The organism is Ideonella margarita (assembly GCF_038066635.1).
GTDB lineage: Bacteria > Pseudomonadota > Gammaproteobacteria > Burkholderiales > Burkholderiaceae_C > Ideonella > Ideonella margarita.
In genome coordinates this window covers 1-24,121 of sequence record NZ_JBBUTI010000011.1, presented here as the reverse complement: position 1 = coordinate 24,121, position 24,121 = coordinate 1, and the positions used below count along the sequence as shown (strand labels likewise).

General features: G+C 66.6%; 24 protein-coding genes. 13 read left to right on the top strand and 11 right to left on the bottom strand.

Features of this window, described 5'->3' with window-relative positions; all coding sequences use genetic code 11:
• The first annotated feature begins 73 nt into the window (after nt 1-73).
• From AACH00_RS15420 to AACH00_RS15410, 3 genes are read left to right on the top strand one after another with little or no spacing between them, the layout of a single operon-like run.
• Nucleotides 74-1,822 (top strand): galactose oxidase early set domain-containing protein, encoded by a 1,749-nt coding sequence (locus AACH00_RS15420; protein ID WP_341400059.1) that lies wholly within the window; start codon nt 74-76, stop codon nt 1,820-1,822.
• 31 nt (nt 1,823-1,853) lie between these two features.
• Nucleotides 1,854-2,366: a hypothetical protein gene (locus tag AACH00_RS15415; RefSeq protein WP_341400058.1), complete on the top strand. Its 513-nt coding sequence runs from the start codon at nt 1,854-1,856 to the stop codon at nt 2,364-2,366.
• 55 nt (nt 2,367-2,421) lie between these two features.
• A complete protein-coding gene (locus AACH00_RS15410) occupies nt 2,422-2,772 on the top strand; it encodes a Spx/MgsR family RNA polymerase-binding regulatory protein (RefSeq protein ID WP_341400057.1) in 351 nt (116 codons plus the stop codon).
• Nucleotides 2,773-2,807: 35 nt separating this feature from the next.
• Here the strand turns inward: AACH00_RS15410 and AACH00_RS15405 are convergent, their stop codons facing one another.
• Nucleotides 2,808-4,310 carry a Ppx/GppA phosphatase family protein gene (locus tag AACH00_RS15405; RefSeq protein ID WP_341400056.1) on the bottom strand — a complete coding sequence of 501 codons (1,503 nt, stop codon included), beginning with the start codon at nt 4,308-4,310 and terminating at the stop codon, nt 2,808-2,810.
• Nucleotides 4,311-4,452: 142 nt separating this feature from the next.
• Here AACH00_RS15405 and AACH00_RS15400 point away from each other — a divergent pair, with 142 nt between their 5' ends.
• Together AACH00_RS15400 and AACH00_RS15395 are read left to right on the top strand one after the other, a co-directional pair.
• On the top strand, nt 4,453-6,147 hold the full coding sequence (locus AACH00_RS15400; RefSeq protein ID WP_341400055.1) for a galactose oxidase early set domain-containing protein: 1,695 nt from the start codon (nt 4,453-4,455) through the stop codon (nt 6,145-6,147).
• Between the two features lie 123 nt (nt 6,148-6,270).
• A complete protein-coding gene (locus AACH00_RS15395) occupies nt 6,271-7,047 on the top strand; it encodes a ZIP family metal transporter (protein WP_341400054.1) in 777 nt (258 codons plus the stop codon).
• Nucleotides 7,048-7,060: 13 nt separating this feature from the next.
• Here the strand turns inward: AACH00_RS15395 and AACH00_RS15390 are convergent, their stop codons facing one another.
• From AACH00_RS15390 to trpS, 4 genes are all read right to left on the bottom strand, one after another.
• Nucleotides 7,061-7,495, bottom strand: a complete 435-nt coding sequence (locus AACH00_RS15390) for a universal stress protein (protein WP_341400053.1) — start codon at nt 7,493-7,495, stop codon at nt 7,061-7,063.
• A gap of 116 nt (nt 7,496-7,611) precedes the next feature.
• Entirely contained in the window at nt 7,612-8,484 is an 873-nt protein-coding gene (locus AACH00_RS15385; RefSeq protein ID WP_341400052.1) for a sulfurtransferase, read from the bottom strand.
• A 21-nt stretch (nt 8,485-8,505) separates the two neighbouring features.
• The gene (locus AACH00_RS15380) at nt 8,506-9,420 is read right to left on the bottom strand and encodes a DMT family transporter (protein WP_341400051.1); all 915 of its coding nucleotides are present in this window, start codon (nt 9,418-9,420) and stop codon (nt 8,506-8,508) included.
• Nucleotides 9,421-9,437: 17 nt separating this feature from the next.
• Nucleotides 9,438-10,439, bottom strand: coding sequence for a tryptophan--tRNA ligase (gene trpS, locus AACH00_RS15375; protein ID WP_341400050.1), 1,002 nt, complete (start codon nt 10,437-10,439; stop codon nt 9,438-9,440).
• A gap of 59 nt (nt 10,440-10,498) precedes the next feature.
• Here trpS and purN point away from each other — a divergent pair, with 59 nt between their 5' ends.
• The gene (purN, locus tag AACH00_RS15370) at nt 10,499-11,125 is read left to right on the top strand and encodes a phosphoribosylglycinamide formyltransferase (RefSeq protein WP_341400049.1); all 627 of its coding nucleotides are present in this window, start codon (nt 10,499-10,501) and stop codon (nt 11,123-11,125) included.
• A 9-nt stretch (nt 11,126-11,134) separates the two neighbouring features.
• Here purN and AACH00_RS15365 read toward each other — a convergent pair whose 3' ends face one another.
• On the bottom strand, nt 11,135-11,752 hold the full coding sequence (locus AACH00_RS15365) for a DUF1345 domain-containing protein (protein WP_341400048.1): 618 nt from the start codon (nt 11,750-11,752) through the stop codon (nt 11,135-11,137).
• A gap of 73 nt (nt 11,753-11,825) precedes the next feature.
• Here AACH00_RS15365 and AACH00_RS15360 point away from each other — a divergent pair, with 73 nt between their 5' ends.
• A complete protein-coding gene (locus AACH00_RS15360; protein ID WP_341400047.1) occupies nt 11,826-13,085 on the top strand; it encodes an RsmB/NOP family class I SAM-dependent RNA methyltransferase in 1,260 nt (419 codons plus the stop codon).
• A gap of 179 nt (nt 13,086-13,264) precedes the next feature.
• A complete protein-coding gene (locus AACH00_RS15355) occupies nt 13,265-14,485 on the top strand; it encodes a DesA family fatty acid desaturase (protein ID WP_341400046.1) in 1,221 nt (406 codons plus the stop codon).
• Between the two features lie 246 nt (nt 14,486-14,731).
• Here the strand turns inward: AACH00_RS15355 and rpmG are convergent, their stop codons facing one another.
• From rpmG to trxB, 3 genes are all read right to left on the bottom strand, one after another.
• Entirely contained in the window at nt 14,732-14,902 is a 171-nt protein-coding gene (rpmG, locus tag AACH00_RS15350; protein WP_141286813.1) for a 50S ribosomal protein L33, read from the bottom strand.
• A 35-nt stretch (nt 14,903-14,937) separates the two neighbouring features.
• Nucleotides 14,938-15,171 carry a 50S ribosomal protein L28 gene (gene rpmB / locus AACH00_RS15345; RefSeq protein ID WP_341400045.1) on the bottom strand — a complete coding sequence of 78 codons (234 nt, stop codon included), beginning with the start codon at nt 15,169-15,171 and terminating at the stop codon, nt 14,938-14,940.
• Nucleotides 15,172-15,410: 239 nt separating this feature from the next.
• Nucleotides 15,411-16,370 carry a thioredoxin-disulfide reductase gene (gene trxB / locus AACH00_RS15340; protein ID WP_341400044.1) on the bottom strand — a complete coding sequence of 320 codons (960 nt, stop codon included), beginning with the start codon at nt 16,368-16,370 and terminating at the stop codon, nt 15,411-15,413.
• 181 nt (nt 16,371-16,551) lie between these two features.
• Here trxB and AACH00_RS15335 point away from each other — a divergent pair, with 181 nt between their 5' ends.
• The 3 genes from AACH00_RS15335 to lolA are packed head-to-tail and all read left to right on the top strand — an operon-like array spanning nt 16,552 to nt 20,190.
• On the top strand, nt 16,552-17,217 hold the full coding sequence (locus AACH00_RS15335) for a Crp/Fnr family transcriptional regulator (RefSeq protein ID WP_341400043.1): 666 nt from the start codon (nt 16,552-16,554) through the stop codon (nt 17,215-17,217).
• The gene (locus AACH00_RS15330) at nt 17,214-19,526 is read left to right on the top strand and encodes a DNA translocase FtsK (RefSeq protein ID WP_423221946.1); all 2,313 of its coding nucleotides are present in this window, start codon (nt 17,214-17,216) and stop codon (nt 19,524-19,526) included. Before AACH00_RS15335 ends, AACH00_RS15330 begins: the two co-directional genes overlap by 4 nt.
• A complete protein-coding gene (gene lolA, locus AACH00_RS15325; protein WP_341400042.1) occupies nt 19,519-20,190 on the top strand; it encodes an outer membrane lipoprotein periplasmic chaperone LolA in 672 nt (223 codons plus the stop codon). The genes AACH00_RS15330 and lolA overlap by 8 nt, the downstream gene beginning before the upstream one ends.
• A gap of 42 nt (nt 20,191-20,232) precedes the next feature.
• On the opposite strand, the gene AACH00_RS15320 is transcribed toward lolA, so the two are convergent.
• Together AACH00_RS15320 and AACH00_RS15315 are read right to left on the bottom strand one after the other, a co-directional pair.
• Nucleotides 20,233-20,997, bottom strand: coding sequence for a hypothetical protein (locus tag AACH00_RS15320; protein WP_341400041.1), 765 nt, complete (start codon nt 20,995-20,997; stop codon nt 20,233-20,235).
• 26 nt (nt 20,998-21,023) lie between these two features.
• Nucleotides 21,024-21,554 (bottom strand): chemotaxis protein CheW, encoded by a 531-nt coding sequence (locus AACH00_RS15315; RefSeq protein WP_341400040.1) that lies wholly within the window; start codon nt 21,552-21,554, stop codon nt 21,024-21,026.
• A 155-nt stretch (nt 21,555-21,709) separates the two neighbouring features.
• On the opposite strand from AACH00_RS15315, the gene AACH00_RS15310 reads away from it, so the two are divergent.
• Nucleotides 21,710-23,131, top strand: a complete 1,422-nt coding sequence (locus tag AACH00_RS15310; protein WP_341400039.1) for a replication-associated recombination protein A — start codon at nt 21,710-21,712, stop codon at nt 23,129-23,131.
• Between the two features lie 166 nt (nt 23,132-23,297).
• On the top strand, nt 23,298-24,121 hold an 824-nt coding region (locus AACH00_RS15305; RefSeq protein ID WP_341400038.1), incomplete at its 3' end, for a branched-chain amino acid ABC transporter permease.

Genomic DNA, 24,121 nt, shown 5'->3' with positions numbered 1-24,121 from the left:
CGTGGACCGGTAGTTTCACCACACTTGTTTCATCACGTATTGCAAGCCGCCATTCCACCCGAGGAGGTTCGCCATGAGCGCCATCGATTTTTCGCCCCTGCCTGTTCGAAAAACCCTGCCGGCGGGCGGACGCCAGTGGGCGTCCTTGGGGATGTCGTTCAGGGTGTCGGCTGGGGTGTGCGCATTGATGGCCGTGGCCGTGCTGCCGGCCATCACCCGGGCCGCCGTGGTGGGCAGACCGGCGTTGCCGGAAGACCTGCTGCAGAGTCGCCCGGCCCTGGTCGACCGCGGGCTGGGTGCCGGCGTGCCGCTGGCCTGGCCGGGTAGCCAGGCCCGGCGTGTCGGGCCGGCCGCGTGGGTCAGCCCGGCGGGCTCGGTGAATGCGGCGCAGCAGGGTGTGTTTGGCGCGCCGTTCTACTGGCCCGTCATACCGATGCACACCGTGCTGCTGCCGGACGGTCGCGTGCTGGCCTACGGCTCGACGCCGGAAGGTGAGCAGGGCGCGTCGCTGAACTACGCGGTCTGGGACCCTCGGCTCGGCACCGGCGTTGAATCGATGACGCTGCTGCCCAACAGCACCGGCACCGACATCTTCTGTGCCGGACAAACCCTGTTGCCCGTCACGGGCGATGTGCTGGTGGTGGGCGGTGACCGGCAGGTGGCGGGCGTGCGCAACTTCGCCAACAGCGATGTCAATGTGTTCAGGCGCGGCACCAACACGCTGGAGCGGCAGACCGCCTCCATGGCCTGGCAGCGCTGGTATGCCACGGTGGTGTCGTCGGCGGCCGGTGAGCAGGTGGTGCTGGGCGGGCGGGTTGATCGACTCTGGGAGGGCAATGACGTCATGGCCCCCACGGTCGATACCTTCGCCAGCACACCCGAGGTCTGGCGCTCTGACACGGGTTGGCGCTCTTTGACGGGCGCCACGGCCAACTGGGTCTGGGGCAGCGATGACATGAGCTGGTACTACCCCCGCGCCTGGGCGATGCCGGACGGCCGCATCGTCAGCGTGGCCCATGCGGGCGGCGTGTTTGCGCTGTGGCCCTCGGGCGTTGGCAAGCTGCGCACCTTGCCGGTGGTGCTGCCTGCGGGTGATCCGTCGTATCCGTCGGTCATGTTCAGCCCGGGCAAGGTGTTGTCGGTGCGGCTGAACCGGCAGGCCGTGGTGCTGGACATGAGCGGCACGACGCCCGTGGTGCAAGCCACCACGTCCATCGACCAGGACCGCCAGTACGGCAATGCCACGCTGCTGGCCGACGGCCAGGTCTGGGTGAACGGCGGCTCTTCCACTGGCAATGACCTGGCTGGCGCGGCCTACCTGTCGAGCACCTGGAGCCCGGCCACGGGTTTGTGGACGGCTCAGGCAGCGGCCACCAAGGCGCGGCTGTACCACGCCACCTCGATGCTGCTGCCTGATGGCAGCGTGCTGACGGCCGGCGGTGGCGGGCCCGGCCCGGTGGCCCAGCTGAATGCCGAAATTTTTTACCCGCCTTACCTGTACCGCGCCGACGGCTCAGGCCAGCCCGCCACACGGCCGGTTGTGGCCAAGGCACCGACGGTGGTCCGCCCGTCGCAGACCTTCAACGTGACGATGGGCAGCACGGCGGCCGTGTCGCGGGTGACGCTGGTGCGCTTCGGCGCCGTCACCCATGCCTTCAACGCGGATCAGCGCTTCCAGGCACTGACGTTCAGTCAATCGGGCAGCGTGCTGCAGGTGAAGGCGCCAGCGAACAAGAACCTCGCGCCGCCCGGGTTTTATCTGCTGTTCGCGTTTGATCAGGCCGGCGTGCCGGCCATCGGCAAGGTGTTGAGCCTGCTGTGACACGGCCGGTTTCTCGGGTACGCTGCGCGGCATGACAAACCGCCTTTCGTCGCCCGCTCCCCAGTCTGCCCGCGCACCCGCAGCCAGCTCAGTCGTCTGGCTGCTGTGCCTGGCGCTGGCTGCGCCGGTGGCCCTGGCCCAGCAGTCTCAGGCCCCCACCGAGCCGCGTCCGATCAGCCGACCCACGCCGGAAATGCCGAACTGGCTGCGTGACAAGGCCGGTGCCGTGAAAGACGCGGAGGCTCTCTCGGTGAAAGAGCTGTTCGTGGCGTCCGACAACACCTTCAGCCTGCTCGACACCTCGGCGAGTGGCCGCTTCGTGCGCCCGCGTGACGGCGGGTTTGTGGAAGCCACGGTACAGGTGGCCAACCCGGCCAAGTCACTGCTGCGCACCTTCCTGTTCCGCGCTCAGTGCAGCGAGCGCAGCTACTACTTCGGGCCCGCGCCAGTGGCTGCGGCGGCCTCAGCGGCCAGCCCGCCGGCGATGAAGCCTGTCGACGACGGCACGGTCATCGCCTTGCTGTTCAAGGACGTCTGCGCCTGAGTCGGCGAACGTTCCCGGTCTACCTGTTCAGCTCTACTTTTTTCCGGTGCCCTGCATGGTTCTCTACGGCATTCCCAATTGCGACACGGTGAAGCGCGCCCGCGTCTGGCTCGCCGAGCATGGCCAGAACGTGGCCTTCCACGATTTCAAGAAGCAGGGCGTGCCGCTCGACCGCTTGCCGGTTTGGGTAAGCGCCGTGGGGTGGGAAAAGCTGGTGAACCGGCAAGGCACCACCTGGCGCAAGCTGGACGCGGCGGTGCAGGCCGCGGTGGTAGACGCCACCTCGGCGCAGGCCTTGATGCAGACCCAGGCCAGCGTCATCAAGCGCCCCGTGGTGGAGTGGCCCGACGGCAGCGTCACCGTGGGCTTTGATGCGGCGCTGTGGGGCAGCAAGCTGCCCGGCTGAACTGTTTGAGCGCACCTGCCTCGCAGGCTCGGCGCTCAGCCCAGGCGCAGCGCCAGCACCTCGGTGCGTGACCAGCCTTCGGCTTCTTCGCGCAGCAAGTGCATGGTGCGTGGCGAGGCCTCGGCCCATGCCGGCGTGAAGTGCAGGCGTGCCTGACGGCCGCGGTGGCTCAGGCGCAGCGCGTCCAGGCGGATCGGTTGTCGGGCATGGCACTTGATGACCGCCAGCCGCAGGCACAGCACCTGCCACAGGCAGGCGGGCTGTTGAAGCAGGCCTTCCACCTTCTTCAGGCCACCGCGCTGCGACAAGACCAGGTCGGCCAGGTGCCGCTGCTGGCTTTGTGAAAAGCCGGCGATGTCGACGTTCGCCATCAGGTAGGCGCTGTGGCGGTGGTGGTCGTGGTGCGAGACCATCAGGCCGATCTCATGCAGCTGCGCCGCCCAGCGCAGCTCGTTGCGTTCGGCCACCGTGGCGCGGGGCGCCACCTGGTCGTACAGCGTCAGGGCCAGGTCGCTCACGCGGGCAGCCTGGTGAACATCCACGCCAAAGCGCGCCTGCAGGTTGCGCACGGAGTCGTCACGCAGGTCGTGGCCGTTGTCCTGGCTTTCGGCCAGCAGACGGTCGTGCAGGTCCACGATCACGCCCTGGCGCAGCGCGCCCTTGGCGGGTTGCAGCTGCTGGATGTTGAAGTGGGTTGACAGCGTGTACAGGATGGCCACACCGCCGGCAATCACCTGACGGCGGTCAGCCTTCAGGCCGGGCAGATCAAGCGCGTCGGCGGTGCCGGCTGCCATGCATTGGTCGATCAGCCAGCGCAGACCGTCCGGCGTGATGCTGCCGTCGGTGATGCCGCTGGCCTTGAGGATGTCAGACACCGCACCGGCCGTGCCAGACGAGCCCAGGGCCTCCTGCCAGTGCTTGGGCGCGAATTGGTCGAGCGCTTCTTCAAACGCGGCGCCTGCGGCCACCTGCGCCTGCCGGAAGCCTTCAGCGGTGAAGCTGCCACCCGGGAAATAGCGCATCGACAGGCTGACGCTGCCGACCTGGAAGCTCTCGGCCTGGCTGGGCACGCGGCCCTTGCCGAGGATCATCTCGGTCGAGCGACCGCCGATGTCGATCACCAGCCGGTTGGCCGCGGACGGTTGCAGGTGCGACACGCCTGCGTAAATCAGCCGGGCTTCTTCCCGGCCCGAGATGATTTCGATCGGCAGGCCGAGCGCGGCTTCGGCACGCACCAGGAAGGCATTGCGGTTGCGGGCTTCACGCAGGGTTTGCGTGGCCACGGCCCGCACCTGCGATGGCCGCAGGCCGCCCAGGTTCTGCGCAAAGCGCTGCAGTGACAGCAGGCCGCGTTGCGTGGCCTCTTCGGTGAGCATGCCGTCGGCATCCAGACCGGCACCCAGACGAACGGTGTCTTTCAGATAGAGGTTGCGACGGTAACGGCCGTCACGCACCTGGCCAATTTCCAGCCGGAAGCTGTTCGACCCCATGTCAATGGCGGCCAGCAAACCGGTGGCGGCGATGTTTTTCTCGGACATGGGTGGACATTGTGCCCGCCGTTCAGTGACAAGCAGGTGTGGGATGGCACATCCATCGCCGGATTCCCACACTATGGATCAGCAGTACCCCTTTTCATCCCTGAATGCCCGAGTGGCTGGAGGTACTGTGACAGCGAAATTCATGTATTGGCCCTCGTCGGCCTGGGCGATGGGTGTGGTGCTGGCGGCCTGCGGCGGTTCGTCGGTCAGCCCGAACCAGCTCAGTGAGGAAGACCATGATCTGGGCCGGGCCACGCCGGTGGACACCGGTGACGCATCGGGTACCGACGCCGCGACACTGAGCACGACTTTGGGCGCAGCTGGCCGGGCGCAGGCGCTGGCGGTCGGTGCAGTGGTGGGGGCCGTGCCTGGCGCCTTGCCCGTGCCCGACGGACCACCCGACGCCGGCGAGATGGGCGTGTTCGGTCGCTCCTTCGGCTGGCCGATCATCCCCATCCACACGGTGTTGCTGCCCGATGGCCGGGTGCTCAGCTACGGCAACCAGTTGCCCACCCGACCGGTCCCCCTGCTGAACTACGCGCTCTGGGACCCGGCTGCCGGCACAGGCACCTCGGCCATGCAGGTGCTGGTCAACACCACTGAAACCGACATCTTCTGCGCGGGCCAGGCGCTGTTGCCGGCGGGTGATGTGCTGATCGTCGGCGGGGACCGCGCGGTGGACGGCGTGCGAAATTACGCCAACAACGACGTCAATCGTTTTTCACCGGCCACTGGTGTCTTGCAACGCGAGCCCCTGTCGATGGGGTTTCGCCGCTGGTATGCCACGGTGGTGATGAGCGCACAGGGCGACGCGGTGGTGCTGGGCGGGCGCGACGACCGCGACAGTCTGGAAGGCGGCCCCGAGAGCACGCCGACCTTCTCGCCCACGCCCGAGCTGCGCAGCCCGGACGGCCTGTGGCGCAGCTTGCCGGGTGCCACCAGCGACCAGGCCCTGGGTTCGATCGGCTCGCATTGGTACTACCCCCGGGCCTGGCAATTGCCGGAGGGCCGCATCGGTGTCATCACGGTGAACGGCCCGATGTATGCGGTGAGCACGGCCGGCGACGGTGCCATCGAGCGCATGCCGGCGGAGCTGCCGACGGGGTCGGCGCGCCTGCCTTCGGTGATGGTGGCGCCGGGGCGGGTGCTGTCGGTGCGCAATGACGGGGCCAGCTGGCTGGTGGACTGGTCCACCAAAGCCAAGCCGACGGTGGCCCGCAGCGGCAATCTCTCCGGCCACCGCCTGTATGCCAACGCCACCGCACTGGCTGATGGTTCGGTGTGGGTGAACGGCGGCTCGTCCTCCGGCAACTCACTGGCCGGCGCGTTTTACGCCAGCGAGCTTTGGCAGGCGCAGACCGGCCAGTGGCGGCCCACGGCGGCGGCGGCCAAGCCACGGCTGTATCACTCGATCTCGATGCTGATGCCCGATGGCTCGGTGTTGACCGGAGGCGGCGGGGCGCCTGGGCCGGTGGCACAACTCAATGCCGAGGTGTACTTCCCGCCTTACCTGTACCGCAAGGACGGCAGTGGGCTGGCGGCCGAGCGGCCGGTGGTCCGCGAGGCGCCTGCTGCGCTGGGCTGGGGCCAGCAGTTCGATGTGCGCATGCGCGGCGAGGGGGCGGTCTCTGCGGTCAACCTGGTGCGCTTTGGCGCTGTCACCCATGCCTTTGGCAACGATCAGCGCGTCGTGCCGATGACCTTCACCCAGACTGGCAGCAAGCTGCGCCTGCACAGCCCGGCGGCGGCCACGCTGGCGCCACCGGGCTTCTACATGCTGTTCGTGCTGGATGCGGCCGGGGTGCCTTCGGTGGCGCGGGTGCTGCGGCTGGGTTGAAACACCGCCCGCAAAGCGGCGGCCGCCCGCTCGTGGCATGATCCACGCCCACCTCGCGCGGCAGCTGCCCGTGTGGGGCACACTCTCTGCAGTCGCCCGCCGGGCACGCTTTCCGGTTTCTGAATGACGCTGTTCTACATTGTTCTGGCCACCTTCATGGGTGGCGTGCTGTCCGTGGTGGTGGCGGCCTCGCTCACCTACGCAATGCTGGGTCAGCTGGTGAAGCACCTGGTCAGCCTGTCGGCCGGCGTGTTGCTGGGCACGGCCTTGCTGCACACGCTGCCGGAAGCCTTCGAGAGCCAGGTTGACCCCCGGACGCTGTTCGCGGTGCTGCTGGGCGGCCTGCTGTTCTTCTTCCTGCTGGAAAAGGCCGAGCTGTACCGGCATGACCACCACCACGAAGGTGACGGCCACGACCACCACCACCATTTCGACGCCGAGCAGGCAGGCCGCGGTGGCTTCAGCGTGCTGGTCGGCGACAGCATCCACAACTTCTGCGACGGCATCATCATCGCCGCCGCCTTCATCGCCAGCCCCGAGCTGGGCCTGACCACATCGCTGGCGATCATCCTGCACGAGATCCCGCAGGAAGTCGGCGACACCATCGTGCTGATCAACGCCGGCTTCACCCGGCGCAAGGCCCTGTTCTACAACGCCTTGTCGGGCCTCGCGGCCGTGGTTGGCGGCGTGCTGGGCTACTTCGTGCTGGGCACCTGGCAGGCGATCTTCCCGTACCTGCTGGTGGTGGCGGCCAGCAGCTTCATCTATGTGGCCGTGGCCGACCTGATCCCGCAGATGCAGCGCCGCATGCCCTGGCGCGAGATGCTGCAGCAGGTGCTGTGGATCGGTGCCGGCCTGGGCCTGATCGTGCTGGCGCTGTCGCACCTGCACGAGCACTGAGCCCGACGCAGGCTTACTTCACCACCAGCACCGGGATCTGGCAGTGCGTCAGCACCTTCTGGGTTTCGCTGCCCAGGAGCAGGGCGCTCACGCCGCGGCGGCCGTGTGAGGCCATGACGATCAGATCGCAGCCCAGCTCCTTCGCCTGATCGACGATGGCTTCCCAGGGGTGCACAGATTCGACGGTGAAGGCGTCAGCCGTGACGCCGGCGGCCAGCGCCACCTCGCGAACCTGCTTGACGCGGCCTGCGGCGATGCGCTCTTGCGCGTCGAAAAACTCCTGCGGCGGCACCGGCTGCATTTCCGAGATGGCGCTGTAGGGGAAGGGCTCTTTCACGCTGATGGCGCTGAGCTTGGCGCCCAGGGTGCTGGCCAGCTTCACGGCGGTCTGCACGGCCTTGTCGGTGATGTCCGAGCCGTCGGTGGGAACCAGGATGTGGGTGTACATGAGGCGCTCCTTCTGTGGGCAGCCGGGAATGTCCGGCACATGCACACAGTGTTGCGCGTCAGGCCACACACGCCTTGACGCGCATCAAGCTCCTCACAGAACCGGTTTGGCCCAGATCAAGCGCCGCGTGCCACGGGGCGCAGCGGGTCGGCGCACCACTCGCTCCACGAGCCCGGATACAGCGCTGCACCCGGCAAACCAGCCGCCGCCATGGCCAGCAGGTTGTGGCAGGCTGTGACGCCCGAGCCGCACTGGTGGATGACCTGTGCGGGCGCCACGCCCAGCGCGCTGAAGGCGGCGTGCAGCTCAGCTGCCGGCTTGAAGCGGCCGTCGGCTTGCAGGTTGTCCTTGAAGAAGCGGTTGCGCGCGCCCGGAATGTGGCCGGCGATGCGGTCCAGCGGCTCTACCTCGCCACGGAAGCGCTCACCGGCGCGGGCATCCACCAGCACGTGGCTGCCTTGCAGCTTCAACAGCTCGTCTGCGCGCACCGTGGGCATGCCGGGCTCGCCCAGCGGGTAGTCGGGCAGCGGGGTGGCGCTGCGCTCAGCTGCCGGGCCTTCTGCCACTGCGCCGCCAGCGGCTTGCCAGGCGGGCAGGCCGCCGTCCAGCACCCGCACATCGCGGTGGCCCAGCCAGTGCAGCAGCCACCAGGCGCGGCCGGCGAAGGCGCAGCCCTGGCCATCAAGCACCACCACCGAGGTGCCCGGGCCAATGCCCCACTGACCAACCGTGTGCGCCCAGGCTGCGCGATCGGGCAGCGGGTGGCGTCCGCCTTCAATCGATCCGGCCGCTGATTTGGAGCCTGACAGGTCGCGCTCCAGGTGGGCATACAAGGAGCCAGGCAGGTGGGCTTGCGCGAACTGCCGCTGGCCTTGAGCCGGGTCACTCAGCTCGAAGCTGCAGTCGAGGATGACGGGTGCCTGGCCCGAGGCGCACAGCGCCATGAGTTCAGCGGCGCAGATGAGGGGGGACGTGGCGTTGGCGTTCATGCGGGTCTCCGGTGTCAAGGTTCAGGCCTCGGTGTTGTTCAGCGGGGTGGCGGCCGTGCCGGGCGCGGCCTTGGTGCGCAGCAGCGTCGCGGCAATGCCGGCGATGACGATCAGGCCCATGCCCAGCAGGGCGGTGGAGGTGACGGGGTCGTCAAAGATGAACACGCCGAACAGGAAGGAGTGGGCAATGCCCAGGTAGTTCAGGCTGGCGTTGGTGAGCGGGCGGCCGATGGCATAGGCCCGCGTCATCACGATCTGCGCCGAGGTGGCCAGCAAGCCCGTGGCCAGCAGCAGGCCCGCGCCTTGCCAGGTGTGCCCGTGCAAGGTGGGGCCGCCTGTGCGGCTGGTGGCGAGCGTGAGCAGCAGGCCGGCGGTCAGGCTGCCCAGCGAGAAATAGAACACCACGCGGTCTTCCGGCTCACCGGCGCGCCCGAGCGCGGTGACCTGAAGGTAGGCCATGGCCGACAACATGCCCGACAGCAGCCCGGCCAGGCCGCCCCAGAACTGTTCGCGCTCGATGGTGGGTTGCAGCACCAGGGCCACGCCGGCAAAGCCGGTCAGCACGGTGGCCACGAGGCGGCCGTCCACCTTGCTGGCGCCCAGCAGCACGGCACCACCGATGAGGAACAGCGCCATCCACACTGACGACATGTAGTTCAGCGTGATGGCGGTGGCCAGTGGCAGCTTGCCGATGGCGTAGAACCACAGCATCAGCGCGGCCACGCCGCTCAGGCTGCGCCAGAAGTGCATCGAGGGCACGGGCGTGGCAAACGGGGTGCCGCGCCAGCGCATCAGGCCGAACAGGAACAGCGCGCCCACCAGGCCGCGGTACAACACGATCTCGCCGGTGCCGTAACTGGCCGAGGCCAGCTTCACGCAGACCCCCATCAGCGCGAACAGGAACGACGACAGGAGCATCAGGACGGAAGCGGGCATGGGCGGCGGGCCTGTGCTCAGTAAGCCAGGCCAATGGCCTCGCGCACGTCCTTCATGGTCTGGCGCGCCACGGTGCGTGCCCGCTCGGTGCCCAGCTCGACGATCCACTGCACCTGCTTCGGATTCGCCAGATAGCGCTCGGCACGTTCGCGCCAGGGCTGCTGCTCACGCACGATGGCGTCGATCAGCGGCTGCTTGCAGTCGAGGCAGCCGGTGCGGGCCTGGCGGCAATCGGCGGCCAGGGTGTCGCGGGTGGCTTCAGGCGTGTACACCGCGTGCAGGGCCCACACCGGGCAGCGGGTGGGCTCACCGGCGTCTTCGCGGCGCACGCGCTGGGGGTCGGTGGGCATCTTGCGCACCTTTGTGGCCACGGCCTCGGGTTCATCGCGCATGGCGATGGTGTTCCCCAGGCTCTTGCTCATCTTTTCGCCGTCCAGACCGGGCAGGCGGGCGGTGTCGGTCAGCAGCACTTGTGGCTCGATGAGCACCGGCTCTGTGCGGCCGGCGCCGTGCAGGTGGTTGAAGCGGCGCGCCACTTCACGGGTGATTTCGACGTGCGGCGCCTGGTCTTCGCCCACCGGCACATGCTGCGCCCGGTAGATCAGGATGTCGGCGGCCTGCAGCAGCGGGTAGCCCAGGAAGCCGAAGGTCGGCGATTCACCCTCGCCGAGCTTGGCGATGCGGTCTTTGTAGGAAGGCGTACGCTCCAGCCACGACAGCGGCGTGTGCATCGCCAGCAGCGTGAACAGCTCGGCGTGCTCCGGCAGGCGGCTCTGGATGAAGAGCGTGGCCTGGTCGGGGTCGATGCCGGCGGCCAGCCAGTCCACCACCATGTCGTACACATGTGCGCTCAGCGTCTGGTGCTTGTCGGGCGAGGTGGTCAGCGCATGCCAGTCGGCCACGAAGAAGAAGCAATCATGGGTGTGCTGCAACTGCACCCAATTCTTGATGGCGCCATGGTAGTGGCCCAGGTGCAGCGCGCCAGTGGGGCGCATGCCAGAAAGAACGCGGGAACGCATGGCTGTCAGACGAAATCGTGAAGACCGCCATTGTGTCAGCCCGTACACTCCCGGGCCTCATGAAAAGAATCGTCATCCTGATCTCGGGCCGCGGCAGCAACATGCAGTCGGTGGTGGAAGCGTGCGCGTCTGAGGGGTGGCCGGCCGAGGTGTCGGCTGTGATCAGCAACCGGGCTGACGCCTCAGGCCTGGCCTGGGCGCAGGCGCGTGGCATCCACACTGCCGTGCTTGATCACAAGGCCTTTGCCGACCGGGAAGCCTTCGATGCCGAACTGGCGACATTGATCGACAGCCACCAGCCCGATCTGGTGGTGCTGGCCGGCTTCATGCGCATCCTAACGCCCGGTTTCGTGCGGCACTACGAGGGCCGCCTGCTGAACGTGCATCCGTCGCTGCTGCCGGCGTTTCCGGGCCTGCACACGCACCGTCGCGCCATCGAGGCCGGCTGCAAGCTGGCTGGCGCCACCGTGCACTTCGTGACGGCTGAACTGGACCACGGGCCCATCGTGGCGCAGGCGGCGGTGCCGGTGCTGCCCGAGGATGACGAACAAGCGCTGGCCGCGCGGGTGCTGGTGCAGGAGCACCGGCTTTACCCGCTGGCCGTGGGCTGGTTTGTGCGTGATGAGCTCGACATCACCGACGGCCGGGTGCACCACCGTTCGGGCGCCGCGCAGCTGCTGCGCTGAGCCACCCGCTCAGAACAGGCCGGCGGCGATGTTGATCGACAGGGCCAGGATGGCCGTGTTGAAGGCGAACGAGACCACGGCCTGCACCATCACCAGCTTGCGCATGTCGGGCCGGGCAATGGCCACATCGGCAGTCTGCGCTGCCACGGCCAGGGTGATGGCGAAGTAGAGGAAGTCGCTGTAGTGCGGCTCGAAACCGGGCGTGTCGTCCGGAAATTTCAGTGGTGGCCGCTCGTCGGCCCGGGCGTAATAGAGGCTGGCATAGCTGAGCGTGAACACGACTGGCAGCAGCAGCCAGCCACCCATCACGGTGCCAAAGGCCAGCAGCAGGTGCGGCCAGACCATCACGCCCGCGTCGTGCCGCACCCGGGCGACCTCCAGCACGATGGCCACCAGGCTGGTCACCGCAGCGGCAATCACCATCGTCAATACCAGCCCCGTGCCTTCCGCCTGCGCCACGGCCTGGCGGCGCAGGTGGCCGTGGTCAGCCCGGATCATCATCACGCCCACCAGCACCAGGTAGGTCCACACGCCGATGTTCCAGCCCAGCAAGGCGCGGGTGGCATGGCTGGTGCCCGTGGGCAGGCACAGGGCGGCGGCCACGCCCAGCAAGACGGCGACACTCATCCGAGGGCGCACCCGGAGGTGCTGGATCAGCGGGTTTGCAGACACGGAAGGCTGAGGCTGGGATAATCCATGGATGCATCCTAATGCCCTGTTGGACCTGGCCACCGAACTGGTGCGCCAAGTCGTGAAGCTAGACGCCCCGGCCGACACCATCGTGTCCGGCTTTTTCAAATACCACCGAGCCCTGGGCCAGCGTGAGCGCCATGCCCTGGCTGAGACCGCCTACGCCGTGTTGCGGCAGCGGCTGCTCTATGTGCACCTGGCACAAAGCGGCAGCGGCACCATGGAGCGCCGGCTGACCCTGCTGGCCTGGCAAGGCACCGACAGCTTCCGCCGCGGCGCCATCGGCCCGAACGAGCAGAAGTGGCTGGCCGATGTGGCCGCCATCGACCGCGCCACCCTGCCCGAGAAGCTGCGCCACAACCTGCCCGACTGGCTGGCGAACCCGCTGAAGGCCGAACTCGGCGAAGAGTTCTGGCCGCTCGTGGAAGAGATGGACAAGGTGGCCGCCCTGGACCTGCGCGTGAACACCTTCAAGGCCAAGCGCGAAGACGTGCAGGCCGAGCTGAAGGAAGCCGGCATCGACGCCGAGATCACGCCTTACTCGCCGTGGGGCCTGCGCATTCACGGCAAGCCGGCGCTGCAGAAGCTGGCGCTGTTCACCCGCGGCGACGTGGAAGTGCAGGACGAAGGCAGCCAGTTGCTGGCCGCGCTGCTGCAAGCCAAGCGTGGTGAGATGGTGGTGGACTTCTGCGCTGGTGCCGGCGGCAAGACGCTGGCACTGGGCGCCACCATGCGCAACACCGGCCGCCTCTACGCCTTTGACGTGTCCGGCCACCGCCTGGAAGGCCTGAAGCCGCGCCTGGCACGCAGCGGCCTGTCGAACGTGTACCCGGCCCAGATCGCCCATGAGCGTGACGAGCGCATCAAGCGCCTGACCGGCAAGATTGACCGCGTGCTGGTGGACGCACCGTGCTCCGGCCTGGGCACCCTGCGCCGCAATCCTGACCTGAAGTGGCGCCAGTCCCCGAAGGCGCTGGAAGAGCTGTGCGTCAAGCAGACAGCGATCCTGGACAGCGCGGCCCGACTGGTCAAGCCGGGTGGCCGCCTGGTGTATGCGACCTGCAGCTTGCTGCGCCGCGAGAACGAGGCGATTGCCGAGGCCTTCGTCGCCGCGCACCCTGACTTCGAGCTGCTGCCTGCAGCCGCCACGTTGGCTTCGGCCCATGTGGAGCGCGCGGAAGAGCTGGACGTGCAGGGCTACCTGCGCCTGTGGCCGCACCGCCATCACACCGACGGCTTCTTTGCCGCGGCCTGGCAGCGCAAGGCTTGAGCGGTCAGCCTGAACGTTGAGCCCGGGGCGGCCCTTGCTGGGCTGCCCCCCGCGTGACTTCCGGACGGTGAACCTCGGGAAAGCGCTGCCCGGGTTAGCCTGTTCCCGGGGATGGGACTCGTTGATCCGCGCCTAGAATTTCGCCATGCCTGCCAAAGTGGCGGGGCGAGGTTGGGGCGATGGAATTACAGATTTTCTTGGACGCGTTCGTGGATTGGGCCTCGAACGGCGTGCTCGGCTTGTCGACATGGCAAGTCGTGGCGGTGACGCTGGTGATGACGCACATCACGATCGCGGCGGTCACCATCTTCCTGCACCGGGCACAGGCGCATCGCTCGCTCGAGCTGCATGCGATCCCGTCGCACTTCTTCCGCTTCTGGTTGTGGATGACGACCGGCATGGTGACCAAGGAGTGGGTGGCGATTCACCGCAAGCACCACGCCAAGTGCGAAACCCCGGATGACCCGCACAGCCCGCAGACCCGCGGCATCAAGACGGTGCTGCTGACCGGCAGCGAGCTCTACCGCAGCGAAGCCAAGGTGGCCGAGACGCTGAAGAAGTACGGCCACAACACCCCCGATGACTGGGTCGAGCGCCATTTCTACACGGGCCGCAGCGCCTTGGGCGTGAGCCTGATGCTGGTCATCAACCTGGTGCTGTTCGGCGCACTGGGTGCCACGGTGTGGGCGGTGCAGATGCTGTGGATCCCGATCACGGCGGCCGGCATCATCAACGGCATTGGCCACTGGTGGGGTTATCGCAATTTCGAGGCGGTGGACGCGTCGACGAACATTTCGCCCTGGGGCATCGTGATCGGTGGCGAGGAGTTGCACAACAACCACCACACCTACCCGACGTCGGCCAAGCTGTCGGTGAAGCCTTATGAGTTCGACATCGGCTGGGCCTACATCCGCGGGCTGGAAATCTGTGGCCTGGCCAAGGTGCGCAAGACTGCGCCGCAGCTGGTGCTGGGTGCGGTGAAGCCGCAGGCCGACGCGCAGACGCTGGAAGCCATCATCGCCAACCGGTATGAGGTGATGGCCAATTACGCCAAGGAACTCCGTCGGGCGTGCGCCGTGGAGGTCGCACGGCTGAAAGCCCAGGGCGTGGCCACGGGCAGCGCCTGGACCGATCTGCGTCTGGCTGAGCGCTGGCTGCACCGCGACGCTGAAAAGATCCCTGGTGAGGTTCGTCTGCGCTTGGCCAATGCCATGAGCAATGCACCGACGCTGGAAAAGCTGGTGGCCATGCGCGAAGAACTGCGCCAGCTCTGGACCCGAACCAATGTGTCGGCGGAGCAGCTGGTGGCTGATCTGCAGGACTGGTGCAAGCGGGCAGAGGAGAGCGGCATCGCGGCGCTGCGGGAGTTCTCGCTGCAGCTGCGTGCGGCCCATGCCTGATCAGGGCTGAAGGTGAGGGCGCTGCTGGCGCCCGACTCACCCAGACCGATTTGACCAACCCGCCACCCGGCGGGTTTTTTCATGGGTGATGTGCGGTGGCATGCGGGGCACAGGCCAGCCGGCTGGACTTAGGCACCGTGTAGCAGCATCGATGGCGGCAAGTCGCCAGTGCCAGGCGTTCACAAGAGTCCAGACGAAAAAAAGCCCGCTGTGGAGCGGGCTCTTTGAGACAAGGCTCAGGCTGAATTACTTCAGCTTGATTTCCTTGTACAGCACGTGCTTGCGTGCCTTGGGGTCGAACTTCATGAATTCCAGCTTTTGGGGCGTGGTCTTCTTGTTCTTGTTCGTGGTGTAGAAGTGGCCAGTGCCCGCGGTGGACTCCAGCTTGATCTTCTCGCGGCCGCCTTTGCTTGCCATGGTGTGTTTCTCCTGACGTCAGTGATAGGGGCTGATTACAGCTCGCCCTTGGCGCGCAGATCGGCCACGACTTGGTCGATACCGACCTTGTCGATCAGACGCAGCGCCGCATTGCTGATGCGCAGGCGCACCCAGCGGTTCTCGGTCTCGACCCAGAAACGACGGTACTGCAGGTTCGGCAGAAAACGACGCTTGGTCTTGTTGTTGGCGTGGGAAACGTTGTTACCCACCATCGGGCGCTTGCCCGTGACTTGACAGACGCGTGCCATGACGCTTCTCCAATTTGTCCAGATGTTCAGGAGCTGGTGCCTAGAGCAGGGGTCAAACCTTGGCCCACACGTGACTGTGTGCGAAGGGCTTGGCTGCGCCTGATGGACACCCATGAGGCCGAGCTCCTCGTGCGTCTTGCGCTTGGCAGCATTGATTCATGCTTGCCATGCGCAAGGGCATCAAGCCCGGCAAAGACAATGAGTATACCCTATTTTGCGAGGGTTTGGCGAGCCCCGGCTCAGCCGGCGTTCTGCTCCAGAAAGCGCTGGGCGTCGAGCGCGGCCATGCAACCCGTGCCGGCCGAGGTGATGGCCTGACGGTAAATGTGGTCCTGCACGTCGCCGGCAGCGAAGACGCCCGGCACGCTGGTCATCGTCGCGAAGCCGTTCTGGCCGGTGCGGGTGATGATGTAGCCGTCCTTCATGTCCAGCTGGCCCTTGAAGATGTCGGTGTTCGGCTGGTGGCCGATGGCGATGAAGCAGCCCTTCAGGGTCAGGTCCTTCGTGGCACCCGTGTTGGTGTCCTTCAGGCGCACGCCGGTGACGCCCGACTGGTCGCCCAGCACTTCGTCCAGCGTCTGGAACAGATGCAGCTCGATCTTGCCGGCCGCCACCTTTTCGTTGACCTTGTCGATCATGATCGCTTCGGCGCGGAACTTGTCGCGGCGGTGCACCAGGTGCACCTTGCTGGCGATGTTCGACAGGTACAGCGCCTCTTCGACTGCCGTGTTGCCGCCGCCCACCACGCAGACTTCGTCACCGCGGTAGAAGAAACCGTCGCAGGTGGCGCAGCCGCTCACGCCGCGGCCCATGAAGGCCTCTTCAGAAGGCAGGCCCAGGTACTTGGCCGATGCGCCGGTGGCCAGGATCAGGCTGTCGCAGGTGTAGGTGCCGCTGTCGCCCTTGAGCTTGAACGGACGCTCGCTGAAGTCGACCTCGTTGATGTGGTCGAAGACGATCTGCGTGTTGAAGCGTTCGGCGTGCTTCTGGAAGCGCTCCATCAGCTCAGGGCCTTGCACGCCCATCACGTCCGCCGGCCAGTTGTCGACTTCGGTGGTGGTCATCAGCTGGCCGCCCTGGGCCATGCCGGTGACCAGCAGCGGCTTCAGGTTGGCCCGCGCCGCATAGATGGCGGCCGAGTAGCCGGCAGGGCCGGAGCCGAGGATCAAAACCTGTGCGTGTGTGGATGTGGTGCTCATGAGGTGTGACACATAGCGGCCAACGGCGGGTCAGCCAGTGCCTGCAAGCAGGCTTGCGGGCGATAAGCAGTCAGGAAGCGTTTATGCTCAGGACTGCACAGAGAATGTGATCTATTCTAGAGAACAGGCCGCGGCATTGCCGACGACACTGTGTGAACTGAGTTGACTGAGGGGGTCATTGATGTCGATGTTGTCCAACTTGGACCTGATTCGGCGAGTGCCGCTGTTTTCAATGCTGACCAACGACCAGGCACGTGCCGTGGCCGATGGTGTCGTGAAGCGTCGTTATCGGCGTGGCGAGCTCGTGGTTGAGCAAGGCAAGAAGAGCAACGCCTTGTTCATCCTGCTGAATGGCCGTGCCCGCGTGCTGACGGCCGACTCCCGGGGTCGCGAGGTGATCTTGGCGGTGCTTGAAGCCGGTGACTACGTCGGTGAAATGAGCTTGATCGACAACCAGTCGCACTCGGCCACTGTCCGCTGCGAAGTGCAGTGCGACATGCTCATCCTGGGCCGTGCTGAATTTGCGCGCTGCCTGCCCGAGAACTCCAGCCTGTCCTACGCCATCATGCGCGGCCTGGTCACGCGTCTGCGCAGCGCCGATCGCCAGATCGAATCGCTGGCCTTGCTGGATGTGTATGGCCGCGTGGCTCGCACGCTGCTCGACATGGCCGAAGACGTGGACGGCGAGAAGCTGGTTCGCAGCAAGGTTTCCCGCCAGGACATGGCCAAGATCGTCGGGGCTTCCCGCGAGATGGTCAGCCGCGTGATGAAAGACCTGGAAGAGCGGGGCGTCATCGAGACCCTCGAAAACGGCTCTGTGCTGCTGAAGAACCGCTTGCCTGAATGAGGCACAGTTTGAACGCGGGGTCCGTCCCCGCCGGCGCCGCCGTTGGCGCCCCTGAAGCCGGCCTCATCCGCCGGCGTCTTCGTTTGTTGGTGCTGGGTGCGCTGTGGATCGGCTTGCTGGTCGCACTCGCCAGTCGCCATCCGGAAGACCCTGGCTTTTCCACCTCCGGCACCGGCGCCGCGCTGCACAACCTGCTCGGGCGCCCAGGCGCCTGGGTGGCTGATGTCTGGCTGGTGGCCTTCGGTTTTTCCGCCTGGTGGGGTGTGGTGGTGGGCGCACGCGCCTGGCTGATCGCCCTGGCCGACCTGGTGCGGGGCAGCGGTGCGCCTGATCTTCCGCGCAACGAGGGCTGGCTGCGGCTGCTCGGTTTTGCGCTGCTGCTGGTGTCGAGCTGCGCACTGGAATGGACCCGTGTGTATGGCTGGGAAGCCCGTCTGCCCGGTCATGCCGGTGGTGCGCTGGGTGTGATGCTCGGTCCCTTGTCGATGCGCCATCTGGGCTTCACCGGCTCCGGCGTGTTGTGGATCGCCGGCGTGGTGCTGGGATTGCCGCTTGCTCTGCGGTTCTCGTGGGTGCGCATGGCCGACAGCATTGGCGCCTGGCTCGATGGCGTGCGCGAGAAGCAGATCGAGAAGCGTGAATTCGCCGAGGACGTGCGCCTGGGCGTGAAGGCCCAGCGCGAACGTGAAATCGAGGTTGAGGTCGAGCGGGTCGAGCATGAAGTGCATGTGCCGATCGTGATCGAGCAGCCGGTGCTCGAAGTGCCGAAATCCGAGCGCGTGGCGCGCGAGCGGCAGAAGCCGCTGTTCACCGAACTGGCCAATACCAAGCTGCCGCAAGTTGATTTGCTGGACAAGCCGCCGGCGCGGGTCGAAACCGTCACGCCTGAATCGCTGGAAATGACCAGCCGGCTGATCGAGAAGAAGCTGTCCGACTTCGGCGTGGAAGTGCGTGTGGTGGCGGCCCAGCCTGGCCCGGTCATCACCCGCTATGAAATCGAGCCCGCCACCGGCGTCAAGGGCTCGCAGGTGCTGAACCTGGCGAAGGACCTGGCGCGGTCGCTGAGCCTGGTTTCGATTCGTGTGGTCGAAACAATTCCGGGCAAGAACCTGATGGCGCTGGAGCTGCCCAACGCCAAGCGCCAGACCATCCGCCTGGCGGAAATTCTCGGCTCGCAGGTCTACAACGACGCGACGTCGATGCTGACCATGGCTTTGGGCAAAGACATCGTCGGCTTGCCGGTGGTGGCTGACCTGGCCAAGATGCCGCACTGCCTGGTGGCCGGTACCACCGGTTCGGGCAAGTCGGTGGGTATCAACGGCATGATCCTCAGCCTGCTCTACAAGGCCGAGGCGCGTGACGTTCGCCTGATCATGATCGACCCGAAGATGCTCGAAATGAGCGTCTACGAAGGCATTCCGCACCTGCTGTGCCCGGTGGTCACCGACATGAAGCAGGCCGGCAATGCGCTGAACTGGTCGGTCGGCGAAATGGAGCGCCGCTACAAGCTGCTCAGCAAGATGGGCGTGCGCAATCTGGCGGGCTACAACAAGAAGATCGACGACGCCACGGCGCGCGGCGAGCTGGTACCCAACCCGTTCAGCCTGACGCCGGAGCAGCCCGAGCCGCTTGAGCGCCTGCCGCACATCGTCATCGTGATCGACGAACTGGCCGACCTGATGATGGTGGTGGGCAAGAAGGTGGAAGAGCTCATCGCGCGTCTGGCCCAGAAGGCCCGTGCCGCCGGCATCCACCTGATTCTGGCCACCCAGCGCCCGAGCGTGGACGTGATCACCGGCCTGATCAAGGCCAACATCCCGACCCGCATTTCCTTCCAGGTGTCGAGCAAGATCGACAGCCGCACCATCCTTGACCAGATGGGCGCTGAAGCGCTGCTGGGCATGGGTGACATGCTCTACATGGCCTCCGGCACGGGCTTGCCGATTCGCGTGCACGGTGCGTTTGTCAGTGACGAGGAAGTGCACCGCGTGGTCGAGGCGCTCAAGGCCCAGGGCGAGCCGAACTACATCGAGGGCATTCTGGAGGGCGGCACGCTCGACGGCGAGGGTGGTGATGCCCCGGGCGCCGGCGGTGGTGGTGCCGACGCTGAAGCCGACCCGATGTACGACCAGGCCGTGGCCGTGGTGCTGCAGCACCGCAAGGCGTCGATCTCGCTGGTGCAGCGCCACCTGCGCATCGGCTACAACCGGGCCGCCCGATTGCTGGAACAAATGGAGACGTCCGGACTCGTATCCTCCATGTCCACCAACGGCAACCGGGAAATCATGCTGCCCAAGCGCGATGAATGATCTGTTTCTGAAATCCACCAGCCGCCGTGCCGGTCTGCGGGGTGCGGCCCACCTGGGCCTCGCGGCCTTCGTGGCTGCCGCGTTGCCCCTGTCGGCGCAAGCCGCGCAAGGCGATGCCGTGGAGGCGCTGCGCGCCTTCGTGCGCGAAGTGAAGGTCGGTCGCGCAGACTTCACCCAGACCGTCACCTCGCCCGATGGCGCGAAGAAAAAGGTCTCCAGCGGCCGCATGGAATTCAGCCGTCCGAACCGGTTCCGCTTCAGCTACCAGAAGCCGTATGTGCAGACCATCGTCGGCGACGGCCAGAAGGTGTGGTTCCACGACCCCGACCTGAGCCAGGTGACGGTGCGAAAGATGGGTGACGCGCTGGGCTCGACCCCGGCGGCGTTGCTGGCGGGTCAGTCGCTGGAACGCGACTTCGAGCTCAAGGCCGATGCCAGCCGTGACGGTGTTGATTGGGTCTTGGCCACGCCGCGCCAGAAAGACGGCACGCTGCAGTGGATGAAGGCCGGTTTCCGTGGCCGCGCCTTGGTGGCGGTGGAGATCGCCGACAGCTTTGGCCAGCGCTCCATGCTGCAGTGGACCGAGCTTCAGACCGACATGGTGCTGCCGGCCGATACCTTCCGGTTCGTGGTGCCTGCGGGCACGGATGTGTCAGAGCAGTGATGCCTGACGCCGGTGCGCGCGCTGGCGCCACCGGCACCGCGGTCAGAAGAAGTAGTGCAGCCCGACGGTGAACAGCCGTGCCTTCACCGCGCCGGTCTGCATGCCGTAGCTGGTGTCCAGCAGAAACTTGTCGGCCACCACTGTCCAGCGTGCACCCACCTGCAACCACGGTTGGTTTTCGCGGTCGTTGCCGTGGATCTCGGCTGTCAGGTCGAGGGTCGGGCTGGTGGCGTATTCCAGCCCGGTCGCCCAGACCGTCGTGCTCATCGATTCGGATTTCGAATGGGTCCAGCCCAGGTTGGCGTGCCAGATCAGGTCGTCTGACAGGTCCATGCTCATCACGGCGGTGAGGTAGCTGGCTTCGTGCTTCAGCGTCTGCCCGCTCTGCCGCTCGGCGCTCACGCCCCAGGCCAGGCTGTAATTGGTGCCCTGCTCGACCGGGGCGGTCAGCCGGGTCTTGCCCAGCACGGCCACGGCCTGTGCGCTCAAGCCGTCGAGGCGGCTGCCGCTGATGGCCAGGGCCACCTGGTTGCGGTTGCCCACACCACAGCCGATCTGCACCGAGGCTGCCGACAGGCGCGGCTCACCGGGTGCACGTGCCCGCCCGACGAACGATTCCACCTCGCAATCGCCATCGGGCAGTGTGCCGGCGTCTTCGGTGGCCATCGGCCTGCCGGCGTGGGCTGGCCCGACCAGCACGGTTGTGCAAACCGCGGCGACGATCGAGGCGCAGGCGGCCATGCGTGCGGCCCGACGTTGTTCGGGCTGTCGCGTGTCGCGTCGCCCTGTCAAGGTGGTGGTGTTCATGTTGACGGGGCGAGTTGGCCGTTGAATCAGTGCAGAACGCTGTCCATCAGCCCCATGTCGGGCGAGGTCATCATCTGCTCGATGTCCATCAGGATCAGCATGCGCTCATCGTCGTCGCCGTGCTTGATCGTGCCCAGGCCGGTGATGAAGGTCGCATCGATCGCGCCGTTGAACTCGGGCGCCGGCTTGATGTGGCCCGGGGCCAGCTCCAGCACGTCGCTCACCGAATCGACCACCATGCCCACGGTGCGGTGTGCCACGTTCAGGATGATGACCACGGTGAAGCTGTCGTACTTCACGTCCGGCAGGTCAAAGCGCAGGCGCATGTCGACGATCGGAACGATGACGCCGCGCAGGTTCACGACGCCCTTGATGAAGTGCGGCGCGTTGGCGATGCGGGTCGGCGGCTCGTAGCCACGGATTTCCTGCACCTTGAGAATGTCGATGCCGTATTCCTCATGCCCCAGCTTGAACGAGAGGTATTCGCGGGGGGCGCCCGTCACCGCACCGTTGACGGCGGAGCTGGCGCGGTTGTCGGTCTGTGCGATGGCACTCATGGGTGCGTTCTCCTTGATGGACGTAACGAAAGGCAAAGTCTGATGCCCGCCAGTGTGGCGCGGGGTGAGTGTGCCCAGCGCCCGAAAAAGAGGCATTTGCGGGCGTATTTGTGGCAACGGCGGGTTGTCGCCATCACCGCTGCGACAATCCCGCCATGAACCGGCAAGACGCCCTTTTTGACTTGGCCGGCCCGGGCGGGCAGGCTGATGGCAGCCCGCCTGACGACACGCCGGCGCCATCGAATACCCATGCGCCGCTGGCCGAGCGCCTGCGGCCGCGCCACATTGATGAAGTGATCGGCCAGGCCCATCTGCTCGGGGCGGGCAAGCCGCTGCGCACCGCTTTCGAGGCGGGCCGGCTGCACTCGATGATTCTGTGGGGCCCGCCCGGTGTGGGCAAGACCACGCTGGCGCGCCTGGTGGCCGGGGCGGTCGAGGCTCGGCTCATCGTGCTTTCGGCCGTGCTGGCAGGGGTGAAGGACATCCGCGACGCGGTGGTGGAGGCCGAAGCGCTGCGCGCCAGTGGCCGCCGCACGATCGTTTTCGTGGATGAGGTGCACCGTTTCAACAAGTCGCAGCAGGATGCCTTCCTGCCGCATGTGGAATCCGGACTGTTCACCTTCATCGGCGCGACCACCGAGAACCCATCGTTCGAGGTGAACTCCGCCTTGCTCTCGCGGGCCACGGTGCATGTGCTCAAGGCGCTCGATCTGGCCGAGATGCAGGCGCTGCTGGCGCGGGCCGCCGAAACGCTGCAGGCGCCGCCGATGACCGAATCGGCATCGCTGCGCCTGATTGCCTATGCCGATGGCGATGCGCGCCGCCTGCTGAATGCCTACGACAACCTGCTGGCGCAAAGCAGCGGGCTGGCGCAGCTCGATGAGCAGGCGCTCGAGCGCTCACTCGGCGAGCAGCTGCGGCGCTACGACAAGGGCGGCGACCACTTTTACGATTCGATCTCTGCCCTGCACAAGTCGGTGCGCGGCTCAGACCCCGACGGTGCGCTGTACTGGCTGGCCCGCATGCTCGATGGCGGGGCGGACCCGCGCTACATCGTGCGCCGGGTGGTGCGCATGGCCAGCGAGGAAGTGGGCAACGCCGATCCCCGCGCGCTGCGCATCGCGCTGGACGCCGCTGAAACCTATGAGCGCCTGGGCTCACCCGAGGGCGAGCTGGCGCTGGCGCAGGCCGTGGCGTACATCGCGGTGGCGCCCAAGTCGAACGCCGTCTACAAGGCCTGGAACGAGGTCCGCGCCTTCGTCAAGCAAGACGGCAGCCGGCCGGTGCCCATGCACCTGCGCAATGCCCCGACCAAGCTGATGAAGGGCCTGGGGTTCGGCCAGGCCTACCGGTATTCGCACGACGAGCCGAACGCGTTTTCGGCCGGGCAAACCTACCTGCCCGACGGCATGCCCCCGGTGCAGTTCTACGCCCCGGTGCCGCGCGGGCTGGAGCTGCGCATTGCCGACAAGCTGGCCGAACTCCAGCGCCTGAATGCCGAGGCCGCCGCCGCGGCGGGTGATACCGGCAGTTTGGGCCAGCTACCCGGCGATGAGCCCGGCGCAAATCAAGCCTGATTTCCGCCACTTGGCCAGCGGGTAAGCCCCGCAGCCGGCAGCCAGACCCCTTCCTACAATCCGGCCACCTTGGGGGTGGCCGGATTCTTGCGTTCCCCAATGGCGGGCCAGTGGCGGTCCATCCAGCGTGATCTGGGCCGCCCGTGACGACACTCGGAGACCATCCATGGACATTTTTGTACAACAGATCATCAACGGCCTGGTGCTCGGGAGCATGTATGCGCTCGTGGCCCTAGGCTACACGATGGTCTACGGCATCATCAGCTTGATCAACTTCGCGCACGGCGAGGTGTTGATGGTGGGGGCGATGGTCAGCTGGACAGTGGTCACGGCGCTGGCGGACTCGGGTCTGCCGGGCTGGGCGCTGCTGCTGATCTCGCTGGTGGCGGCCATCATCGCGTGCTCGGCGCTGAACTTCGCGATCGAGAAGATCGCGTACCGGCCGCTGCGCAACGCACCGCGTCTGGCCCCGCTGATCACGGCGATGGGCATGAGCCTGTTGCTGCAGACGCTGGCCATGATCATCTGGAAGCCGAACCCCAAGCCGTATCCGCCGCTGCTGCCGACTGACGTGATGTTCCTGTGGGCCGAAGGCCCGGTGATCACGGTCACGCAGATCCTGATCCTGGCGACCACCGTGATCGTGCTGGCCTCGCTGCTGTGGCTGGTCAACAAGACCAAGCTGGGCCGCGCGATGCGCGCCACGGCCGAGAACCCGAAGGTGGCCGGCCTGATGGGCGTGAAGCCCGACTTCATCATCTCGATGACCTTCGTGATCGGTGCGACGCTGGCGGCCATCGCCGGCATCATGTGGGCGCTCAACTACGGCACGATCCAGCACTCGATGGGCTTCCTGCCGGGTCTGAAGGCTTTCACGGCGGCCGTGTTCGGCGGCATCGGCAACCTGACCGGTGCGATGGTCGGCGGCGTGCTGCTGGGCCTGATCGAGGCGATCGGCGCTGGCTACCTGGGTGACCTGACGGGCGGCGT

Bases quoted from the DNA above. Each gene is read 5' to 3' on its own strand.
- AACH00_RS15420 (WP_341400059.1), top strand. From the start codon at position 74: ATGAGCGCCATCGATTTTTCGCCCCTGCCTGTTCGAAAAACCCTGCCG.
- AACH00_RS15415 (WP_341400058.1), top strand. From the start codon at position 1,854: ATGACAAACCGCCTTTCGTCGCCCGCTCCCCAGTCTGCCCGCGCACCC.
- AACH00_RS15410 (WP_341400057.1), top strand. From the start codon at position 2,422: ATGGTTCTCTACGGCATTCCCAATTGCGACACGGTGAAGCGCGCCCGC.
- AACH00_RS15405 (WP_341400056.1), bottom strand. From the start codon at position 4,310: ATGTCCGAGAAAAACATCGCCGCCACCGGTTTGCTGGCCGCCATTGAC.
- AACH00_RS15400 (WP_341400055.1), top strand. From the start codon at position 4,453: ATGTATTGGCCCTCGTCGGCCTGGGCGATGGGTGTGGTGCTGGCGGCC.
- AACH00_RS15395 (WP_341400054.1), top strand. From the start codon at position 6,271: ATGACGCTGTTCTACATTGTTCTGGCCACCTTCATGGGTGGCGTGCTG.
- AACH00_RS15390 (WP_341400053.1), bottom strand. From the start codon at position 7,495: ATGTACACCCACATCCTGGTTCCCACCGACGGCTCGGACATCACCGAC.
- AACH00_RS15385 (WP_341400052.1), bottom strand. From the start codon at position 8,484: ATGAACGCCAACGCCACGTCCCCCCTCATCTGCGCCGCTGAACTCATG.
- AACH00_RS15380 (WP_341400051.1), bottom strand. From the start codon at position 9,420: ATGCCCGCTTCCGTCCTGATGCTCCTGTCGTCGTTCCTGTTCGCGCTG.
- trpS (WP_341400050.1), bottom strand. From the start codon at position 10,439: ATGCGTTCCCGCGTTCTTTCTGGCATGCGCCCCACTGGCGCGCTGCAC.
- purN (WP_341400049.1), top strand. From the start codon at position 10,499: ATGAAAAGAATCGTCATCCTGATCTCGGGCCGCGGCAGCAACATGCAG.
- AACH00_RS15365 (WP_341400048.1), bottom strand. From the start codon at position 11,752: ATGAGTGTCGCCGTCTTGCTGGGCGTGGCCGCCGCCCTGTGCCTGCCC.
- AACH00_RS15360 (WP_341400047.1), top strand. From the start codon at position 11,826: ATGCATCCTAATGCCCTGTTGGACCTGGCCACCGAACTGGTGCGCCAA.
- AACH00_RS15355 (WP_341400046.1), top strand. From the start codon at position 13,265: ATGGAATTACAGATTTTCTTGGACGCGTTCGTGGATTGGGCCTCGAAC.
- rpmG (WP_141286813.1), bottom strand. From the start codon at position 14,902: ATGGCAAGCAAAGGCGGCCGCGAGAAGATCAAGCTGGAGTCCACCGCG.
- rpmB (WP_341400045.1), bottom strand. From the start codon at position 15,171: ATGGCACGCGTCTGTCAAGTCACGGGCAAGCGCCCGATGGTGGGTAAC.
- trxB (WP_341400044.1), bottom strand. From the start codon at position 16,370: ATGAGCACCACATCCACACACGCACAGGTTTTGATCCTCGGCTCCGGC.
- AACH00_RS15335 (WP_341400043.1), top strand. From the start codon at position 16,552: ATGTCGATGTTGTCCAACTTGGACCTGATTCGGCGAGTGCCGCTGTTT.
- AACH00_RS15330 (WP_423221946.1), top strand. From the start codon at position 17,214: ATGAGGCACAGTTTGAACGCGGGGTCCGTCCCCGCCGGCGCCGCCGTT.
- lolA (WP_341400042.1), top strand. From the start codon at position 19,519: ATGAATGATCTGTTTCTGAAATCCACCAGCCGCCGTGCCGGTCTGCGG.
- AACH00_RS15320 (WP_341400041.1), bottom strand. From the start codon at position 20,997: ATGAACACCACCACCTTGACAGGGCGACGCGACACGCGACAGCCCGAA.
- AACH00_RS15315 (WP_341400040.1), bottom strand. From the start codon at position 21,554: ATGAGTGCCATCGCACAGACCGACAACCGCGCCAGCTCCGCCGTCAAC.
- AACH00_RS15310 (WP_341400039.1), top strand. From the start codon at position 21,710: ATGAACCGGCAAGACGCCCTTTTTGACTTGGCCGGCCCGGGCGGGCAG.